Raw genomic sequence first — 16,060 nt, forward strand, 5'->3', positions numbered from 1 at the left:
ATTTCACACACTGATTGTGAAAAACGCTTGTCTTTTGACGATTTTTACAGAATTGGTCTATACGTTAAACTCAATTGTAAATCGCTCATGAGTCTTGAATTCATTCACGTTATCAGAAGACGAAAAAGGAAGCAGTGGCTCACTGCTTCCTTTTTGGTATGCCTTTGATTGATGTAAAATGAATCCTACTGTAGAGCCTACACAAACAAAAAATCGATTTTCTAAAAAGACGTTTTCGTGTTTTCTTATTGCTCTTCTCTAGGATCTTTCAGTAAATGGCTCTCGCGGCGGAGCTGGTAAATCTTATGAATATTGATGACCAACGTTTTTATGACGGCATACACTGGAATACAGATCAACATGCCCAAGATGCCCGCGACACTCCCAGCCCCGATCAACACTAAAATAATGGTCAGCGGATGGACGTTCAAGGACTTCCCAAATAGCAATGGCTTGATCAAATTGCCGTCCAACTGCTGGATAACTAGGATCGATAGTCCCATGTACAGTGCCTGAAGCGGCGAAATGAACAGTCCGACGATCACCGCCGGCACCGCACCGATAAATGGCCCAACATACGGAATGATGTTCGTGACGCCGCAAAAAATAGCCAACAACAAACTGTAAGGCTGTTTGAAGATCGTCATCGCTAAAAAGCTTAGAATCCCAATGATGAACGCATCTAAAACCGTACTGCTGATGTACGCAGACAGCGTCTCGTTCAATTCACGTACCGTTTGCCGCAGCTCTTTGCGGATCGTTAGCGGGAAAAACTGCGAAACAGCATCTAAGAATTTGTGTCCATCTTTAAACATGAAAATCAAAATAAAGGGTACTGTGAACAACAGCACAAAAAACTTCATCGCAAACCCCACGATTCGTGACAAACTAGAGGTCACACTGACGATCCCGACTTTGATCAAATTATTGATCGTTAAGTTCGCTGCGGCCAATTGTTCCCCTAAATGGAAGTTTTTAAACTCTTCCTTATTTGCAAGTTCATTTAACCAGCGACCCGTTTCCTCCGCATAGATCGGTAAATTTTGCGTCAACTGAACGGTTTGTTCAATCATTTTGGGAACTGCATTCATCAATACTAAAGCAATCACAAAAGCGATCACGATAAAGGACAGGAGAAACCCGATCACCCTCGGCAGTCCGCCTCGCTCCTCTAAAAATACAACGATTGGATCAAACATGTAATAAAGAAATCCTGCAATCACCAACGGCAGCAAGATCGCTGAAGCCATCCCAATCACCGGTTTGAAGATGTTCGGCATTTGTAGAAGAAAATAAATACCTATGATCGTTAAGACTATTTCCGCTGTCCAAAAAAATAGCTTGGACTGTTTGAAACGTGTCAGCATAAACGCCTCCTCTAAAAATATTTCCTTGTATGGTATGGCTTCATCTTATCATTTATGGGTGGAGGAAGAGCGATTTTTGTAAAAATAAAAAATAATTTTTGTGAATTTTACGCATTATTTTGGTTTTTCTTTTAATTGGTTAAGCCTATTTTTTGTGTAGGTCTTCATTATCCGCTACAATTAAAAGAAAAAAGGATTTGATAAAAATGGAACGACCATCGACAAAAGCGACCCGTTGGATCAAGTTTATCGGCGGCCGGAACCTAATTTTTACATTGATTGCCGGTGTCCTGTTGGGGGCACTAATTTTTGTTTTCTATCATGTACGGTTCATTTTCACCCCGCTAGCGATCATTTTTAAAACGGTTTTTGCACCTGTACTGCTGTCACTGATTTTGTATTACTTACTAGATCCCATCGTGAACTATTTTGAAAAAAAAGGCGTCAAACGAATGTATTCGATTTTAGGGATCGTCGTTGTTTTGTTATTGGTCTTAGGCGCCTTCTTCGTTTGGGCAGTCCCGAGAATATACAGCCAAACCGCTAGTTTAGTCAATGATTTTCCGCAACATGTAGAAAATTTCAATTTAACCTTACAGGATCTCGCGGCCGGAACGGTTTTTGAGAGCCCCATCGAAGAAATCTTTGATTCTTTAGAGGATGTCGTTTATCAGATTATCAGCACTTTATCTAATTCTCTCGGAGACATCCAGACCTTTGTTGGAAATCTCTTTTCGACGGTCAGCGGCTTTTTCGTTATTTTATTTACAGCACCCATCATCACTTTCTTTCTATTGAAAGATGCTCACAATTTTCACGGCTATTTCTTGAAATTACTGCCGCCGAAGTTTCGTGAGGATTCCAAAGAACTAGGGGGAATTTTGAATAGTCAAGTGGGGGATTATTTGAAGGGTCAATTTATTGTCGCTTTAGCCAACGGCGTGATCGTCTTTATCGGCTTTTTGATTATCAGTATGCCTTACGCTCTGCCCTTAGCGATTCTCGTTACAATTACCTCCGTGATTCCTTATATCGGGCCTTTCATCGCCTTTGTACCCTGTGCAGTGATCGCCCTGCTCCACTCTTTCCAAATGCTGATTGGATTGGTTCTTGTATGGATCGTCGAGCAAATCTTAAACGGCAATGTGATTGAACCAAAAGTTTTAGGGGATCAATTAAAGGTCCATCCTGTTACGATCGTTTTAGTCCTATTGGTCATGGGAAATCTCTTCGGATTGTTTGGTCTTGTTTTTGGTATCCCGACCTACACGATTTTCAAAGCTTTCGGTGTCTTTCTTTTCCGTAAGTTCAAGCAGCGATACAACCGCTATTATGGCAAAGACGATGGTGAATATGAAGATACGGAGTTTTCGCAAGAAGAATACCCGGCAAACTAAAACCTGCTCGCTTTCGAGCAGGTTTTTTTGCATCAAAAAAGGAGCGGATTTCCCGCTCCAGCTTGTCAGTTCAGTCGCTGAACAAATCGTTCCAGCCGTTGAATCGCTTCTTTTAATTCATAGATCGAATAAGCATACGAAAGACGTAAGAATCCTTCACCGCTCTTGCCGAATGCCGACCCCGGTACAACTGCTAATTTTTCTTCTTCAAGCAGACGCAAAGCAAAATCCTCGCTGCTCATGCCGAATTGACTGATTTGCGGGAAAAGGTAAAAAGCGCCTTTGGCTTTATAGCACGGCAACCCCATTTTCTCTAATGCATGGTGCAAATAATTGCGCCGCTCTTCATAGGATAAGCGCATCGGTTCGACTGTCTCTTGCCAATTATTTTTCAATCCAGCTAAGGCTGCGTACTGACTTGCTGTCGGTGCTGCCATGATCGTGTATTGATGAAGCTTCAATAATTGCTCTATGAACATTTCTGGTCCGGCCATAAAGCCCAACCGCCAGCCTGTCATAGCGAACCCCTTCGAGAAACCATTGATGACGATCGTCCGTTCACGCATTCCCGGTAATTCTGAAATACTGGTAAACGGCTCATCATACACCAATTCCGCGTAGATTTCGTCGGAAATAACTAATAGATCATGCTTCTTCACAACATCCGCGATTTTGATCAACGCTTCGCGGTCCATCGTGCCCCCCGTTGGATTGTTAGGAAATGACAAAATCAAAATTTTGCTTTTTTCCGTCAATACGCTCTCCAGCTCTTCCGCCGTCAGCATAAAATGATTGTTTGATTGAAGATCAATGGTCACTGGCGTTCCACCGACCATTTGTGTGATTGGTTCATAGCAGACAAAACTAGGCTGAGGAATAATGACTTCATCCCCCGGATCAACAAAGGTCCGTAAAGCGATGTCTATGGCTTCACTGCCGCCGACTGTTACGATGATCTCGGTTTTAGGATCATACTGAACTTTGTTCCTGAAAAGCAGGTAGTCGCTGATTTTCTCTCGAAGCTCGATCATCCCGGCATTTGCCGTGTAAAATGTTCGTCCTTCCTGAATTGATCGAACCCCTTCTTGCGTCATGTGGGACGGCGTATCAAAATCCGGCTCACCCACCCCTAGAGATATCGCATCCGGCTGCTCCGAAACGATATCAAAAAATTTCCGAATGCCCGAAGGCTGAATATCTGTGATTTTTTTCGTTAAAAAATTTCTCATGGGCTCACCTGAATTCTAGGATCAGAGTCATCTTGATACATATCGATGCCCCACTCCTTGTATTTGTCTAACAAGAAATGCGTTTGCGTCCCGGAAACATCTGGGATCGACGCGAGGTTGGTGGAGATGAATTTTGAGATCTCCTTAATATTGCGTCCTTGCAGCAGTAAAATAAAATCAAAGCCACCGCTGACAAAAAAGAAGGATTTGACTTCAGGAAATTTTCGTACGCGCTCCGCGATCTCACGATACCCATCCTCGCCTTTAGGGATCGTTTGCACTTCCACTAAGGCTTCGATCCAATCGTCTTCTACTTTATCCCAATCAATCAAGGCACGATAGCCGCAAATAATTTTTTCTTCTTCCATTCGTTTGATTTCTGCAGAAACGATCACTTCATCTTCGCCTAACATCACGGCGTATTCTTCTACGCTTAACCGACAATCGGATTCAATTAGTTTCAACAATTGTTTGCGTTTACTCTGTTCCATAGAAAGGTCTCCTTCGATTTATCCATTTGTTAGATTATTTTAATCTTTCGTTTATTATTCCCAAAAAAAGAAAAACTGTCAAATGATTTTGAAAATTCGCTAAATACGCGAGAACGATTCATTGTATTTTATCCATACTAAAATTTTTTCTTTTTTTATAACACAAGTACCGGGTTTCATAGTACAATAAATGAGATGAGCAATAAGAAAATGGTGTAGAGACAGGAGGATTGAGAATGGAACAAGTAATCGAAATATTTATTGAAAAACAGAGGCAGCGTTTAGCTGACGGAAAGATTCGCCAAGAAGAGTACGAGGCTTTCTTAGATGGCATCAACGACGCGCTTTCATTTTTAGGAATGTATTACGTAAACGGGTCAGAAACCGTCGAAAAAGACGATCGTAAACCAGCGACTTTTAATGAGATCGAAGAAAAATATAAGAAGTTTCGCGAAGTAGCGATGTATAAAAACAGCTTCTTACGCGTATCCGATATCATCAGACATTCTGGACAAATGACAGACGACCTTAAAAAAATCACGAATACAGTTCGAGAAGAATTGTAAAGAAGCGCAACTGCTTCTTTACAATTTTTTTGTTCCTTCACCACTTAAAAAAAGCTGCTTAGCCTTTCATCAAGAGTTCATTGTAAAAGGCTTGCCCTATTTCCTTCAACTCACTTTTATTGAATGATTTCGCGACCCACGTCGGCATCGCCAACTCGATGTTTCCATAGATTTCGATCATTGCTTGAATAAACGCCTGCGTGTTCAACTGATCGATCGCTTTACGCAGACGTCTCGCAGGTTCTAGCAACTGACTTTCCAGCTGACGGGTTCGATACTTCCGATAAACCTTGCGTCCTTCTTCAGCCGCCAAAGAAAACAACGGCTGCTCCTCGGCAATAGCCTGTAAGCTTTCTTGCTTGTAGCGATCATAGCGCTGCTGCCAGCCTAACAATTCACCGTAAACACTCTCGATCGGCTGCTTGCGAACGGTTGACAACGCGCTATAAAAATCAATCGGCAATTTTTCTACCCGTCGTTCCCGTTTGATCCAAGTAGCCAATGTTGATTGCGGAATCCCCGCGACTTTGCCGAATTGTTCAACTGTGATGCCTAAATCTCGTCGAATGTACATTTTGATTGGGTGTTCGATCATTGTTCCAGACATAGTTCACTTAACTCCTTTGCGATATTTATACTTCATTATATAATGGGTACAAAAAAATACCAAGGCGAAAGAATAACTTCTCTTCGCCTCAGTAGTTAATCACGATTTTTCGGTTGTTTTAGCCGCGGATCGTTTGAGCCCTTTTGCTGATTGAATCGGCGCTCCGTCATGGCTTTTTGCATCGCCATTTTCTGTTTTTGCTTTTCTAAGCGGGCGATCTCGTTCTCCGCTCGCCGCTTGTCCGTCCCATCTAAGGAAGACAATTGCTGCTGGCGTTTATCGATCTCATGATTGATGTGGTCTTCCCAGTCAGCCATGACCTGTTTCCAGCGATCAGGGTCAGCGCCACCGTTGGCTTTCATCGAGTCTCGCAGCAAGGTGGAATACCGCCGAACGGAATTCCCCCACACTTGGTTGCGGTCTTGGAAATAATCGGCTTGCTGCTCATCGTCCAGCGAGGCAATCAAACTGTCTTCCTCGCGGTCCACAATATTTTGTAAAAAAGCCATGATCGGCAAGACTAAGTAAACGATCAAGGTCGGCTTCACAAAGAACATTCCTAGAAACAGCCAGACAATTCGAAAGGCGATCGCCCCCAAGTCTTGTTTGTTCAGCTCGTTCACCCGGCGTTTGCGCTGTTCCTCATCCTTTAATGCTTGCCCTGTTAGTGCGACGATCAATCGACGCATGACGAAGGTCACGATCAAGGTCAACACCCCATAGATCAATAGCGTCTGCTTCGTCGTATCATCGATCAGCAGTCTTGTCGCTGAAGGGACCAGCGATAAGAAAAACAGTAGCAATAAGTAGATGACCAATTCTTTGTTCTTCACTTGATCAATTTTGTTAAACGCGTACCCTGTCTGAAACCACAAATTCGCGACAAAACAAAAACTAATAAAATAGATCCCCACCGCCCGCAACAGCGACACCATATCGACAGCACCGTTCGCCGCCGTCTGGATCGGTAATTCTAAAACGATGATCGTCAAAATGATCGCAATGATCGCATCACCGAAAACCACCACGCGTTCCTTCATTTCTGCCACCTCTTTTTCATACTTCTGACCTATCATATAACAAACAGGCAAAAAAGAATAAAGATAAGGAAGCAGATGAAACGATTAGTCTACTCGTTCCTCTTTCGGCTGCTCATTCTTGTCAGACAACCGTGTCAGAAAAATGACGGAGAAGAGAACCAAGCCAAAGCCCACGACCTGCATCCCAGCGAATTGACTATTAAAAAGCAGCACACTCAAGATCGTTGCCAAAATCGGCTCCGTTACGGTCAGCACACTAGCCAAAGAGGCCTCAATGAACCGTAAGCTCGACAATTGGAACAAAAAAGGCAGTGCCGTCCCAAAAATAATGATGCTGATGACCAGTCCAACTGAATAGCGGTCCATCTGGAAATCTGGACGCCAGACTGGATGAATCAGTTGAAAAGCCAGACCAGCGATGAGCATCCCTAATCCCGCGATCCGCATTTCCCCGTATTTTATTAGCAGCAGCCGCGGCTGAATCGTGTAGAAGGCGAGCGTGACCGCTGACGCGATGCCCATAAAAAAGCCCATCGTCGACAGACTGAGCGATGCCGTACCACCCTCCATCACGATAAAGAAAACACCAATAAAGGTCGCTGCCATCAATACAAATTCAAAAAAATTAAGCCGTTTTTCCTTATTTGCCACTAAAAATAGAAAGATAAAGATCGGCCCTGTAAACTGCAAAATCGTCGCGATCGCTGCACCGCTATATTGAATCGCCTTAAAGTAAGTGTATTGAACACCCAGCATCCCGATCAAAGAAAACAGCAGCAGACCGACAAAATCTCGCGGCGTAAATTTTTTCCGCTTGCGTCGGCCTTTTTCTTGAAGGAGCGTCAATCCAGTCAACAGCACCCCTGCTGACAAAAGACGCACGCTGACCAGCCATTCCGGCGAAACAAGATACTCCTCAAAAAGAATTTGGCACATAATACCCGATAAGGCCCACAAAGCACCTGACGAACACGCCAGCAACACACCTTTAAACTTCATTTTTTACTCCTTCCATTCCTTTTCTTGTTGATTCATTATAGCATTCTCAGACAGACAAAAAACCAATCACAAAAAACGCCTTGTGATTGGTTCCTTTTTTTATTCTCCGAGTGGCAAGATCACTTGCGACTCTGCTAAGTCAATCGTGTACGCAATATCTTGATTTCCTCGTACAGTCATTCCAAAATCAGTCCCGTAGACCGCTAAACCGATTTGTCGTCCTGCGGGTAAATGATACATCGTTGGGTGCAAGACTACGTCGATCTCGACAAATTCATTGGCCTTCAGGTCGTCGTTCTTCCAAGCATTCTCCCGATTTTGCAGATTGATATGACCACGAGTGATCAGCTTGTACTCATCCTCTGCGCCTAATTTGAATTCGACAAGATTATCTTCACGCCAATTTCTTCCTAGTGGCAAGCCATGTGGCGCTAAGACATCTGGAGTAGGTTTCAATCGTTTCGCCGTTCCGAAATCAATCAATTCAAAACTCAGCATGCCCAAATCCACACTCGAAGCTACTTTTATAGAGACTCTTGGTCGTCCATTCAAGAAAATAGCTTCCTTTAATACCTCTGTTTTCGCTAAGTAGCGGTGCCCATCCATCGGTCCCGCTTCTTTTAGTTCCTTCTCCCAGAGCGGGATGTTTTTGGTGTACCCTTCGTATTGCTCCTTTGGTAATTGGTCGTTGAAAGTCACCTGTCCAGACGCAGCAGCATCCATTAATTCCTGTGCCCCCAAATGATAGACTTTTTCACTAGCCGGTGCCCAGTCGGTCAACGTATGCCAAGTTTCAGGCGCAGTGTTTTCTTGATAAACAATGTCTGGCAAGAGAGCCTTCGCATCGTTTTCTACACCGTAAAGCTTGTGGCTCAACCAAAGATTCATCATGTCTTGGAAGTCCAAAGAAGGCATATTGTTGATATAGATGTGCTGTCCTTGATGCAGGATCAACTTCTTCGCAACAGGAACCTCCTTCAAGGCATCCCACAAATTTGCAACTTGACGCGGCTTCACATTCCAGTCATTCAATCCGTGGACCATCACGACATCACATTTGATATCTTTAATAAAGGGAAGATAATTTCGCTCATCCCAAAAAGTAGAATAATTTCCTGTTTTGCGGTCTTGCAGCTTCGCCATCTCGTTTAGATAATCCATGAAGAATTTCTTACTATGAAGCCAATCGCCCGCATTGCGCATTTTGCTGAAGGTCTCGATCGCCAGTACATCCGCGTCTTCTCCAGGGAATCCTCCCGGTGCGATGACTAAGCCGTTGTCGCGGTAATATTGATACCAATCAGAGATCGCGGCTTCAGATATAATCGTTTCTAAGCCTTCGATCTGGCGCGTCGCGCACGCCGTTGCCAGCGTCCCTAGATATGATTTTCCGGTCATGGCAACTTTGCCATTGCTCCACCACGCCTTGATCTCAATGTTGTCTGTACGGTTCGTAAAGGCACGACGGTTTCCCGCTAACCATTCAATGTATGCTGCCATAGCCGTTGTTTGTTCGACAGAGCCGCAGGTTTGGATACCGTCAGAGTCTCTCGTTCCGATCCCGGCACCATAGACTACCGCAAACCCTCGCGCCAAGAAGAAATCATTTAAGCTATGATTGTTTTCACGGCTAAAGGTCTCGGTCCCATGAGTCGCCTTCCCTTTGACCTCTCGTTCTGCTGGCAATTCCACTGGTGTTGGTTGGTATTGTATTTCTTCATACGTCGTCTCTGTCGGTTCTTTTCGTTCCAATGGCACGTTGACATCGTAGGTCAATGCTTCACCGGCAGGTCCGTTGACACCCTGACTGTAGGGACTCGCTGTAAATAAGGTCCCTACTTGCAACCCGTCTTCTGTTTCAATCGGCCGTAAAATTTCTAATTTTAATAAATCCAGCTGCCCATCGTTGTCCGTATCTAGAGGTGCCTCCACATAAACGACTTCACGAATCAGTTTCGCCGTATCAAACACTGCCTGCGCTTTGCCATTAAAAAAGAACGGTCTGCTCACTTCGTTGTTCTCGTAATACCCCTCTGAGGCAAGCTTATCCAAATAATTCAATCCATTTTTAGTGTGACTCGTCAACAAGAGATACCACGCTTCAATGAGGGTATCGCTATGGGAAAAGTCACTGTCGATCATCGGGATGCCAATTCTAGCTGCTTCTTCTAAAACTTTTCCGGGATCAAAATCGATCGTCGGCTCAAAATCAAGCTGCTGCAACCCCATCATATAAAACACTTCTTTTGTGACCGGTTGTTTTGACCGATAGAAATCAGCTAAATCCGTCGTTTCATCGGCCAAAAAATTGCCAAGTTTGCTGATAAAGCCGCTTTCGTCCCGTACGGTTAAAAAACTCTTTCGTAAAAACGCAAACCATAATTTCGTCGCGTCCTTTGAGGCGTCGATCGTCAGAAAGCCTGCCGCCATCAACTCTTTCTTCGCTTCTTCAAGTGAGACTCGTTTTAAACCAAATTGATTGATTTTCATGTACATTTCTCCTCGTATAGTCAGATTGTCAGATACACCGATGGGGTCTCTCACTCTTTCTTTATCCCATTTATCCAATCGCTCAAATAAACAATAAAAAAACAGACCGATTCCCCTTTTTTCTGATAAAATAATTATAACAAATACTTTCGATAAGTTCGTTAAAGTTCAATGAAAACGATTACCGATCATTATCTGAGGAGGAAGAAGAATGGAAGAAATGACTTACTGCCAAAGTTGCGGCATGCCCCTAACAAGCGGAACACACGGGACAGAACACGATGGCTCTCAAAATAAGGAGTACTGCCTTTACTGCTACAAGCACGGCGCTTTTGTCGATGACCATACAATGGAAGAAATGATCGCGATCAGCTTGACCCACATGAAAGAAGCAGGAATATTAGAAGAACAGGGAAAAACCGAGGAAGAAGCCTTAGCATTTATGAACGACTTCTTCCCAGAGTTGAAGCGTTGGAAAAAGTCGTCGTAAAAATTACGACGGCTTTTTGATTACGAAAAAAGCAATCCCTCACCGGCGACTGCTTCGTACGTTTCTTTCTAAAATTACTGTGGCCAGGAAAACAATCCCACCAAACAAGAACAATAAATAAGGGAAAATCGCTAATGTGAAGCGTTCCGCCAAAAGACCCAATAAAGGCGGTAAAAAGGTCGTTCCCGTATACGCCAATGCCAGCTGCAAGCTCATGATCCGCGCAGAGTTTTTCGTTCCGAACCGTTTGGGTGTCTCATGGAGCATTGTCGGAAAAATAGCGGCGGAGCCTAATCCGGTAAAGACAAAGCCGATAGCTGCGAAACTTCCCCTTCCAACTGCTAAGAAAACGACCCCAATTAGTAGTAACAGCTCACTTAAATACAAAAGTTTCCTGCTCGACAAAAAGAAGGTGAAAAAACCGGCTGCTAAACGTCCGACCGTTAAGCTAGCATAGTATGTTGATGTCATAAAAGCCGCCGTTGAGACTGGGACGCCTTTGACTCTGACAAGGAAACTGCTCCCCCACAAGCCCATACAGGCCTCTACCCCGACATAAAAAATGAAACAGATCAAAGAAAATATGACACCTGGCTGCTTGATCAAGGCTGCCAGTGAATCTTGACCCTTGCTAGTGTGGGAAACCAGCTGAGGCTGCTTCCACTGTTTCCGCGAAGCATAGACCACTAAGACTAAAAGAAATTGCAGAGCCGCCAGAACCAGATACCCGCCACGCCAATTTTGATTTTTTAAATAGAAGCCCATGATGATCGGCCCTAGCGTAGCGCCAATGCCCCAAAAGCCATGCAGCCAATTCATATGATGGGCTTTATAGTGCAAAGCCACGTAATCATTCACCGCCGTGTCGATCGCCCCTGCTCCTAGACCCAGCGGTATTGCGCTAATGATCAAAAAGAAAAAGTTTTGCGAAAACGAAAAACCGCACAAACCAAGGACGGTCAAAAAGATGCTGCAGACGATCAAATTCCCGACACCGATCTTCTGGATCAAACGATTGGTTTGAAAACTGGACAAAATCGTCCCAATTGAAACCACCATGGCGATCACCCCGGCTGAACTTGCCGCAACATGAAACTCGCTGCTCATGATCGGCCAAGCCACACCTAAAATCGAATCCGGTAAACCCAGACTAATAAATATCAAATAAATCAAACCCAAAAACAACAAACGCTTCTTCATACTTCCCTCTCTCTTTTCTCTTCCTGATTGTCTGGAAGAGAAGCATTCTATCTTCTATTGTACAGGAGGAATCGCTCTTTAAAACCTTCTTTTTAAACTTTTCCGTTTTTGTCTGTATCGGTATTTGTTTAGGAATTTGATTTTCTTGTTAGCTAAATACTGGTCACTCACTAGAACCCTTAACAAAAACAAAGAAAAATAGTCATTGTCTTTCAAGCCAAAAAGTTTTTTAGCGATTTTCTTTTACAATATAAAGTTATCAAAATCGACTACTAGGAAGTATTAAATATTATAGAAATAAAAAGACCTCCAAGCGAACGCTTGAAGGCCATTTTCGTTATACTAACTCAATATATTTTTCATTCTTCTCTAAATGATTCAAGTAGATCAATAAACGGTCGTACAATTGATCATTGGCTTCTTCGATGGCTGCGCCAAGGTTTTCACCAATTTCTTTGACTGTCCGTTTTCCATCGATCTGTTGAAGAATGAAGCTGCCGTATTTGTCGAGTTCCATCTCAGAGGTTTCCGGGATTTTGTAGTGGATTTTGCGTAACACGCGTTGAATCCATGCATTTTGTTCAGTAATAACAAACACGATGCCATCACGTACCTCATAATGCAGCCCGTCTCTCAGTCGATACACTCGCGTCAACAGCTCTTCCGTTTCCGGATTCACAGCAGGTTGCTGTTGATTAGTCATTGTGTTTCACTTTCTTCACACTTAACAATGGAACGATGACTGCAACAACTAAAATTGCAAGTAACAAGAATGCTGCCCAGTTAGATCCTAAGAAGCCTGTTGGCGTTCCTGGAGTAATGACACCAGATACTTGCAAGATGATTCCGATCAAACCAACGATCGATCCACCAGCGATCAAACCAGATGACAAGCTGACACCCAGAGTGATACGTTCTTCAGCAACTTCTTCTTTTTCTTTTTTATTCAATACATCGATCAATTGACGGATCAACGCACCAACTAAAATGATTGAGGTTGTTGAGATTGGCAAGTAGAAACCAATGGCGAATGTCATGATCGGCACTTTCATGAAGTGCAACACGATACCCATTACGATACCGGCAATAACCATGTGCCATGGCAATGAACCAGAAGTGATCCCTGAAGTCAATGTTGCCATCAAGTTTGCTTGTGGCAAACCAAATGGAGGATTTGAACCAGTGATCGCTAGTTGTGGTGACAAGATCACCATCATACCTGTTACGATAACCACACCAACGATGTTAGAGATCAAGAAGTAACGGCGTCCTTCGTTGAAGTTTCCGCCCATTACGAATGTCACTTTTTGTGATTGTGAATAACCACCAGCTACTGAGATCGCTAATACGATAAAGGTACCAAACATTAATAATTGTTGTGTATTTTCAGCTGACGTCCAGCCCATCATAACAAAAACCAATGTCAAGATAACCATTGATGCGATCGTCATACCAGATACTGGCAAGTTTGACGTACCGATCGTACCAGTCAAACGACCAGCAACGATAACGAATAGGAAGCTCAAGATGATTGACAACAGCCCACCAACAAGTGCCATAGCGACACTTCCAGTGATGATGAAGCCCATGATGATTCCGATAACAGCGCCAGCGATCAATGGAAGCATTCCGCCGCCTTCTTGCTCAACGCCATCTTTACGACCTTGCAGAGTTGCAGAAATAGATGAAATGATTGTTGGGATCAACTTGATCGCGCCGATCAATCCACCAGAGATCATCATACCCGCTCCGATGTATTTCACATAAGAACCTGAGATCACAGCAAAGTTTGATGCACTTAATAATTGAGACGCGTTGTCCCAAACATGTGCGTTACTGTTGGCCATTTCCATGAAGTAACCAAGCAATGGTGCGATCGCGAAGTTCGCTAAGATCGAACCAGCAAACATCAAGACAGAAACATCCATCCCAACGATAAAACCAATACCTGTCAATAACGGATTCACTTCTGTTTCAAATTTCCATTTGTAGAAGCTTTCGTTTACGAAGCTGATGACATTGTTCATCACACCGAAAACTGAACCAGTCAACGCAGTTAAAACACCACCGATACCAAAACCGATACCCATGTATTTCAACGAATCGCCACCAGTATCAGAAGCAACGAGTGTTTCTGAAATAGCCATTGCTTCAGGGTAAACTAATTTACCGTGTTCGCTGACCAACATGTAATCTTGAACAATTGAGAAGACTCCGACACCTAGTAAAACAGCACCGATTCCTAAACCAACACCTTCGATGAAATTCACTTTACCACCGACTAAAATTACGGCTGGTAATACGAAGATCATCCCAGATGCTACAGATTCCCCACCACTTGACATCAATTGCAATAAGTTCTTACCTAAAATCGTTTTAGGTTTTACAAATAGAGCGACTAGCCCTGATCCAATAATTGCGCCTGGAATACCAGCTGCTACAGTTAATCCGGCCTTCATACCTGAATAAGCGGTCGATGCAGCAAAAAGTGCAGCAAGCAAAATACCTAAAACCATAATGATCGGTGAACCAGATTTTTTAGGTTTATCAGCTACGTACGGGACATAATCTTTCCCAGCTACTCCACCAAAAGCGTCTTTTGAGAGTTTTTTCATTATCTTTGAAATTCCTTCCTTACTATCTTTTCCCCAATGAGTGAAGGAATCCTGTAAGAACAGGATTCCTGTCCTCTCAATACCGACTATTTAACTAAGCGATAAATAGCGTCAGCATAAATAGCTGTTGCTTTGAACAAGCTATCAATAGGCATAAATTCGTTTGGCTGATGCATTACATTTTCTTCTCCTGGGAACATTGCGCCGTATGCGACACCACGTTCTAGGATTCGACCGTAAGTACCTCCGCCGATTGATTCTTCATGGCCTTCAAGACCTGTATGTTCTTCGTAAACGTCCAATAATGTTTTCACTAATGGATCACTTGCTGGAACATAGTGAGGCGTTTTCACGTCACCAATGATCGCGATCGAAACGCCTGCATCTTTAAGAACGTCTTCCATGTTCGCTAAGATCGTATCTTTGTCGATGCCTTCTGGATGACGAACATTGATCGTGATCTTTTTGTCGCCTTCAGAAGTATAGTCGAACAAGTTCGCTGAAGAAGTTGTTTCACCCATTACATCGTGTTTTGTGTAAGCATTTAATTTCTTACCGTTGTAATCTAAGTGCATGTATTCAGCAGTTGTTTGAACAAAGTTCGCACCATTGCCGTCTAACTTGTAGTCCACTAAGAAGGTTGCTAAGAAGGTTGCAGAGTTGACACCGAATTTTGGTTCTTGCGCATGGGCACCTTTACCAATTACAGTGAGTGTGATTTCGCCATTGGTTTCAGCGAATTCGCCTTTCACGTCTGATTTTTCAATAAACGCGTCAAATGCTGCTTTCATATCTGCAACTTTTGCTTCGTCGTTGACTTTAAGAACTGCTGTTGCATCTCCTGGTACCATGTTCGTGCGTAAGCCTGATTTGAAGCTTACTAGATCAAAGTCGCCAGATGCAGCGTTGTCTTTGTTTGCGAAAGTTACTTCATAAGATAAGATTCCTTTTTCACCATTAATGATTGGGAATTGTGCGTCTGGAGAAAATCCAACTTTTGGCATTTCTTCCACTTCCATATAACGGTGGATCCCTACCCATTCACTTTCTTCGTCAGTACCGAAGATAAAGCGGATTTTTTTAGAGATCGGTAATTCTAGATCTTTGATGATGCGCATTGCATAATAGGCAGCGATCGAAGGCCCTTTGTCATCGGCAGAACCACGAGCGTATAATTTTCCATCTTTAACTACTGGTTCAAATGGATCTGTATCCCAGTTGTCGTCGACAGGAACAACGTCTACGTGTCCTAACAGACCGAACATTTCTTCTCCGTCACCGTATTCAATGTGTCCAGCAACGTTTTCGATGTTTTTCGTAACGAAGCCATCACGGTCACCAAATTCTAGTACTTTGCGTAAAGCGGCAGCTGGTCCAGGTCCAAGAGGTTCTTCTTTTGTTCCATGTTCCACGTCGCGGATACTGTTGATGCGAATAAGATCGCCTAAGTCTTTCATTAAGTCGTCTTTACGTGCGTCTACTTCTTTTTGCCAATCAATTGTCATTGTTTAATCCCTGCTTTCTTTTTTTTGTAACAAGTATTGAAACCTGTTAGATTCATTAGAAAGA

Annotated in this window: 14 protein-coding genes; 3 read left to right on the forward strand and 11 right to left on the reverse strand. The window is 43.4% G+C overall.

The window, feature by feature from the left end; translation table 11 throughout:
- Positions 1–245: 245 nt before the first annotated feature.
- Complete coding sequence (locus I592_RS18805) at positions 246–1,367, reverse strand: AI-2E family transporter (RefSeq protein WP_010778983.1); 1,122 nt, start codon at positions 1,365–1,367, stop codon at positions 246–248.
- 206 nt (positions 1,368–1,573) lie between these two features.
- Here I592_RS18805 and I592_RS18810 point away from each other — a divergent pair, with 206 nt between their 5' ends.
- Complete coding sequence (locus I592_RS18810) at positions 1,574–2,764, forward strand: AI-2E family transporter (protein WP_010778982.1); 1,191 nt, start codon at positions 1,574–1,576, stop codon at positions 2,762–2,764.
- 65 nt (positions 2,765–2,829) lie between these two features.
- Here I592_RS18810 and I592_RS18815 read toward each other — a convergent pair whose 3' ends face one another.
- Together I592_RS18815 and I592_RS18820 are read right to left on the reverse strand one after the other, a co-directional pair.
- Positions 2,830–3,993, reverse strand: coding sequence for an aminotransferase class I/II-fold pyridoxal phosphate-dependent enzyme (locus I592_RS18815; protein ID WP_010778981.1), 1,164 nt, complete (start codon positions 3,991–3,993; stop codon positions 2,830–2,832).
- Positions 3,990–4,484, reverse strand: coding sequence for an Lrp/AsnC family transcriptional regulator (locus tag I592_RS18820; protein ID WP_010778980.1), 495 nt, complete (start codon positions 4,482–4,484; stop codon positions 3,990–3,992). The genes I592_RS18815 and I592_RS18820 overlap by 4 nt, the downstream gene beginning before the upstream one ends.
- 236 nt (positions 4,485–4,720) lie before the next feature.
- On the opposite strand from I592_RS18820, the gene I592_RS18825 reads away from it, so the two are divergent.
- Positions 4,721–5,050: a hypothetical protein gene (locus I592_RS18825; RefSeq protein WP_010778979.1), complete on the forward strand. Its 330-nt coding sequence runs from the start codon at positions 4,721–4,723 to the stop codon at positions 5,048–5,050.
- Positions 5,051–5,108: 58 nt separating this feature from the next.
- Here the strand turns inward: I592_RS18825 and I592_RS18830 are convergent, their stop codons facing one another.
- The 4 genes from I592_RS18830 to I592_RS18845 all read right to left on the reverse strand — a co-directional run bounded on the left by I592_RS18830 (position 5,109) and on the right by I592_RS18845 (position 10,186).
- Positions 5,109–5,657: a hypothetical protein gene (locus I592_RS18830; protein ID WP_010778978.1), complete on the reverse strand. Its 549-nt coding sequence runs from the start codon at positions 5,655–5,657 to the stop codon at positions 5,109–5,111.
- Positions 5,658–5,752: 95 nt separating this feature from the next.
- The gene (locus I592_RS18835) at positions 5,753–6,733 is read right to left on the reverse strand and encodes a TMEM175 family protein (protein ID WP_244265214.1); all 981 of its coding nucleotides are present in this window, start codon (positions 6,731–6,733) and stop codon (positions 5,753–5,755) included.
- A gap of 48 nt (positions 6,734–6,781) precedes the next feature.
- Positions 6,782–7,696: a DMT family transporter gene (locus I592_RS18840; protein WP_010778976.1), complete on the reverse strand. Its 915-nt coding sequence runs from the start codon at positions 7,694–7,696 to the stop codon at positions 6,782–6,784.
- Positions 7,697–7,795: 99 nt separating this feature from the next.
- On the reverse strand, positions 7,796–10,186 hold the full coding sequence (locus I592_RS18845) for a Xaa-Pro dipeptidyl-peptidase (RefSeq protein ID WP_010778975.1): 2,391 nt from the start codon (positions 10,184–10,186) through the stop codon (positions 7,796–7,798).
- A 211-nt stretch (positions 10,187–10,397) separates the two neighbouring features.
- Between I592_RS18845 and I592_RS18850 the strand changes: the two genes are divergently transcribed.
- Complete coding sequence (locus tag I592_RS18850) at positions 10,398–10,676, forward strand: zinc ribbon domain-containing protein (RefSeq protein ID WP_010778974.1); 279 nt, start codon at positions 10,398–10,400, stop codon at positions 10,674–10,676.
- Between the two features lie 39 nt (positions 10,677–10,715).
- On the opposite strand, the gene I592_RS18855 is transcribed toward I592_RS18850, so the two are convergent.
- From I592_RS18855 to pepV, 4 genes are all read right to left on the reverse strand, one after another.
- Positions 10,716–11,876 (reverse strand): MFS transporter, encoded by a 1,161-nt coding sequence (locus I592_RS18855; protein WP_010778973.1) that lies wholly within the window; start codon positions 11,874–11,876, stop codon positions 10,716–10,718.
- Between the two features lie 337 nt (positions 11,877–12,213).
- On the reverse strand, positions 12,214–12,579 hold the full coding sequence (locus I592_RS18860) for a PqqD family protein (protein ID WP_010778972.1): 366 nt from the start codon (positions 12,577–12,579) through the stop codon (positions 12,214–12,216).
- Positions 12,572–14,491 (reverse strand): OPT/YSL family transporter, encoded by a 1,920-nt coding sequence (locus I592_RS18865; protein WP_010778971.1) that lies wholly within the window; start codon positions 14,489–14,491, stop codon positions 12,572–12,574. The genes I592_RS18860 and I592_RS18865 overlap by 8 nt, the downstream gene beginning before the upstream one ends.
- Before the next feature lie 86 nt (positions 14,492–14,577).
- The gene (gene pepV / locus I592_RS18870; protein ID WP_010778970.1) at positions 14,578–15,996 is read right to left on the reverse strand and encodes a dipeptidase PepV; all 1,419 of its coding nucleotides are present in this window, start codon (positions 15,994–15,996) and stop codon (positions 14,578–14,580) included.
- Positions 15,997–16,060: the final 64 nt, after the last annotated feature.

Origin of the sequence: Enterococcus gilvus ATCC BAA-350 (assembly GCF_000407545.1) — a bacterium.
GTDB lineage: Bacteria > Bacillota > Bacilli > Lactobacillales > Enterococcaceae > Enterococcus_A > Enterococcus_A gilvus.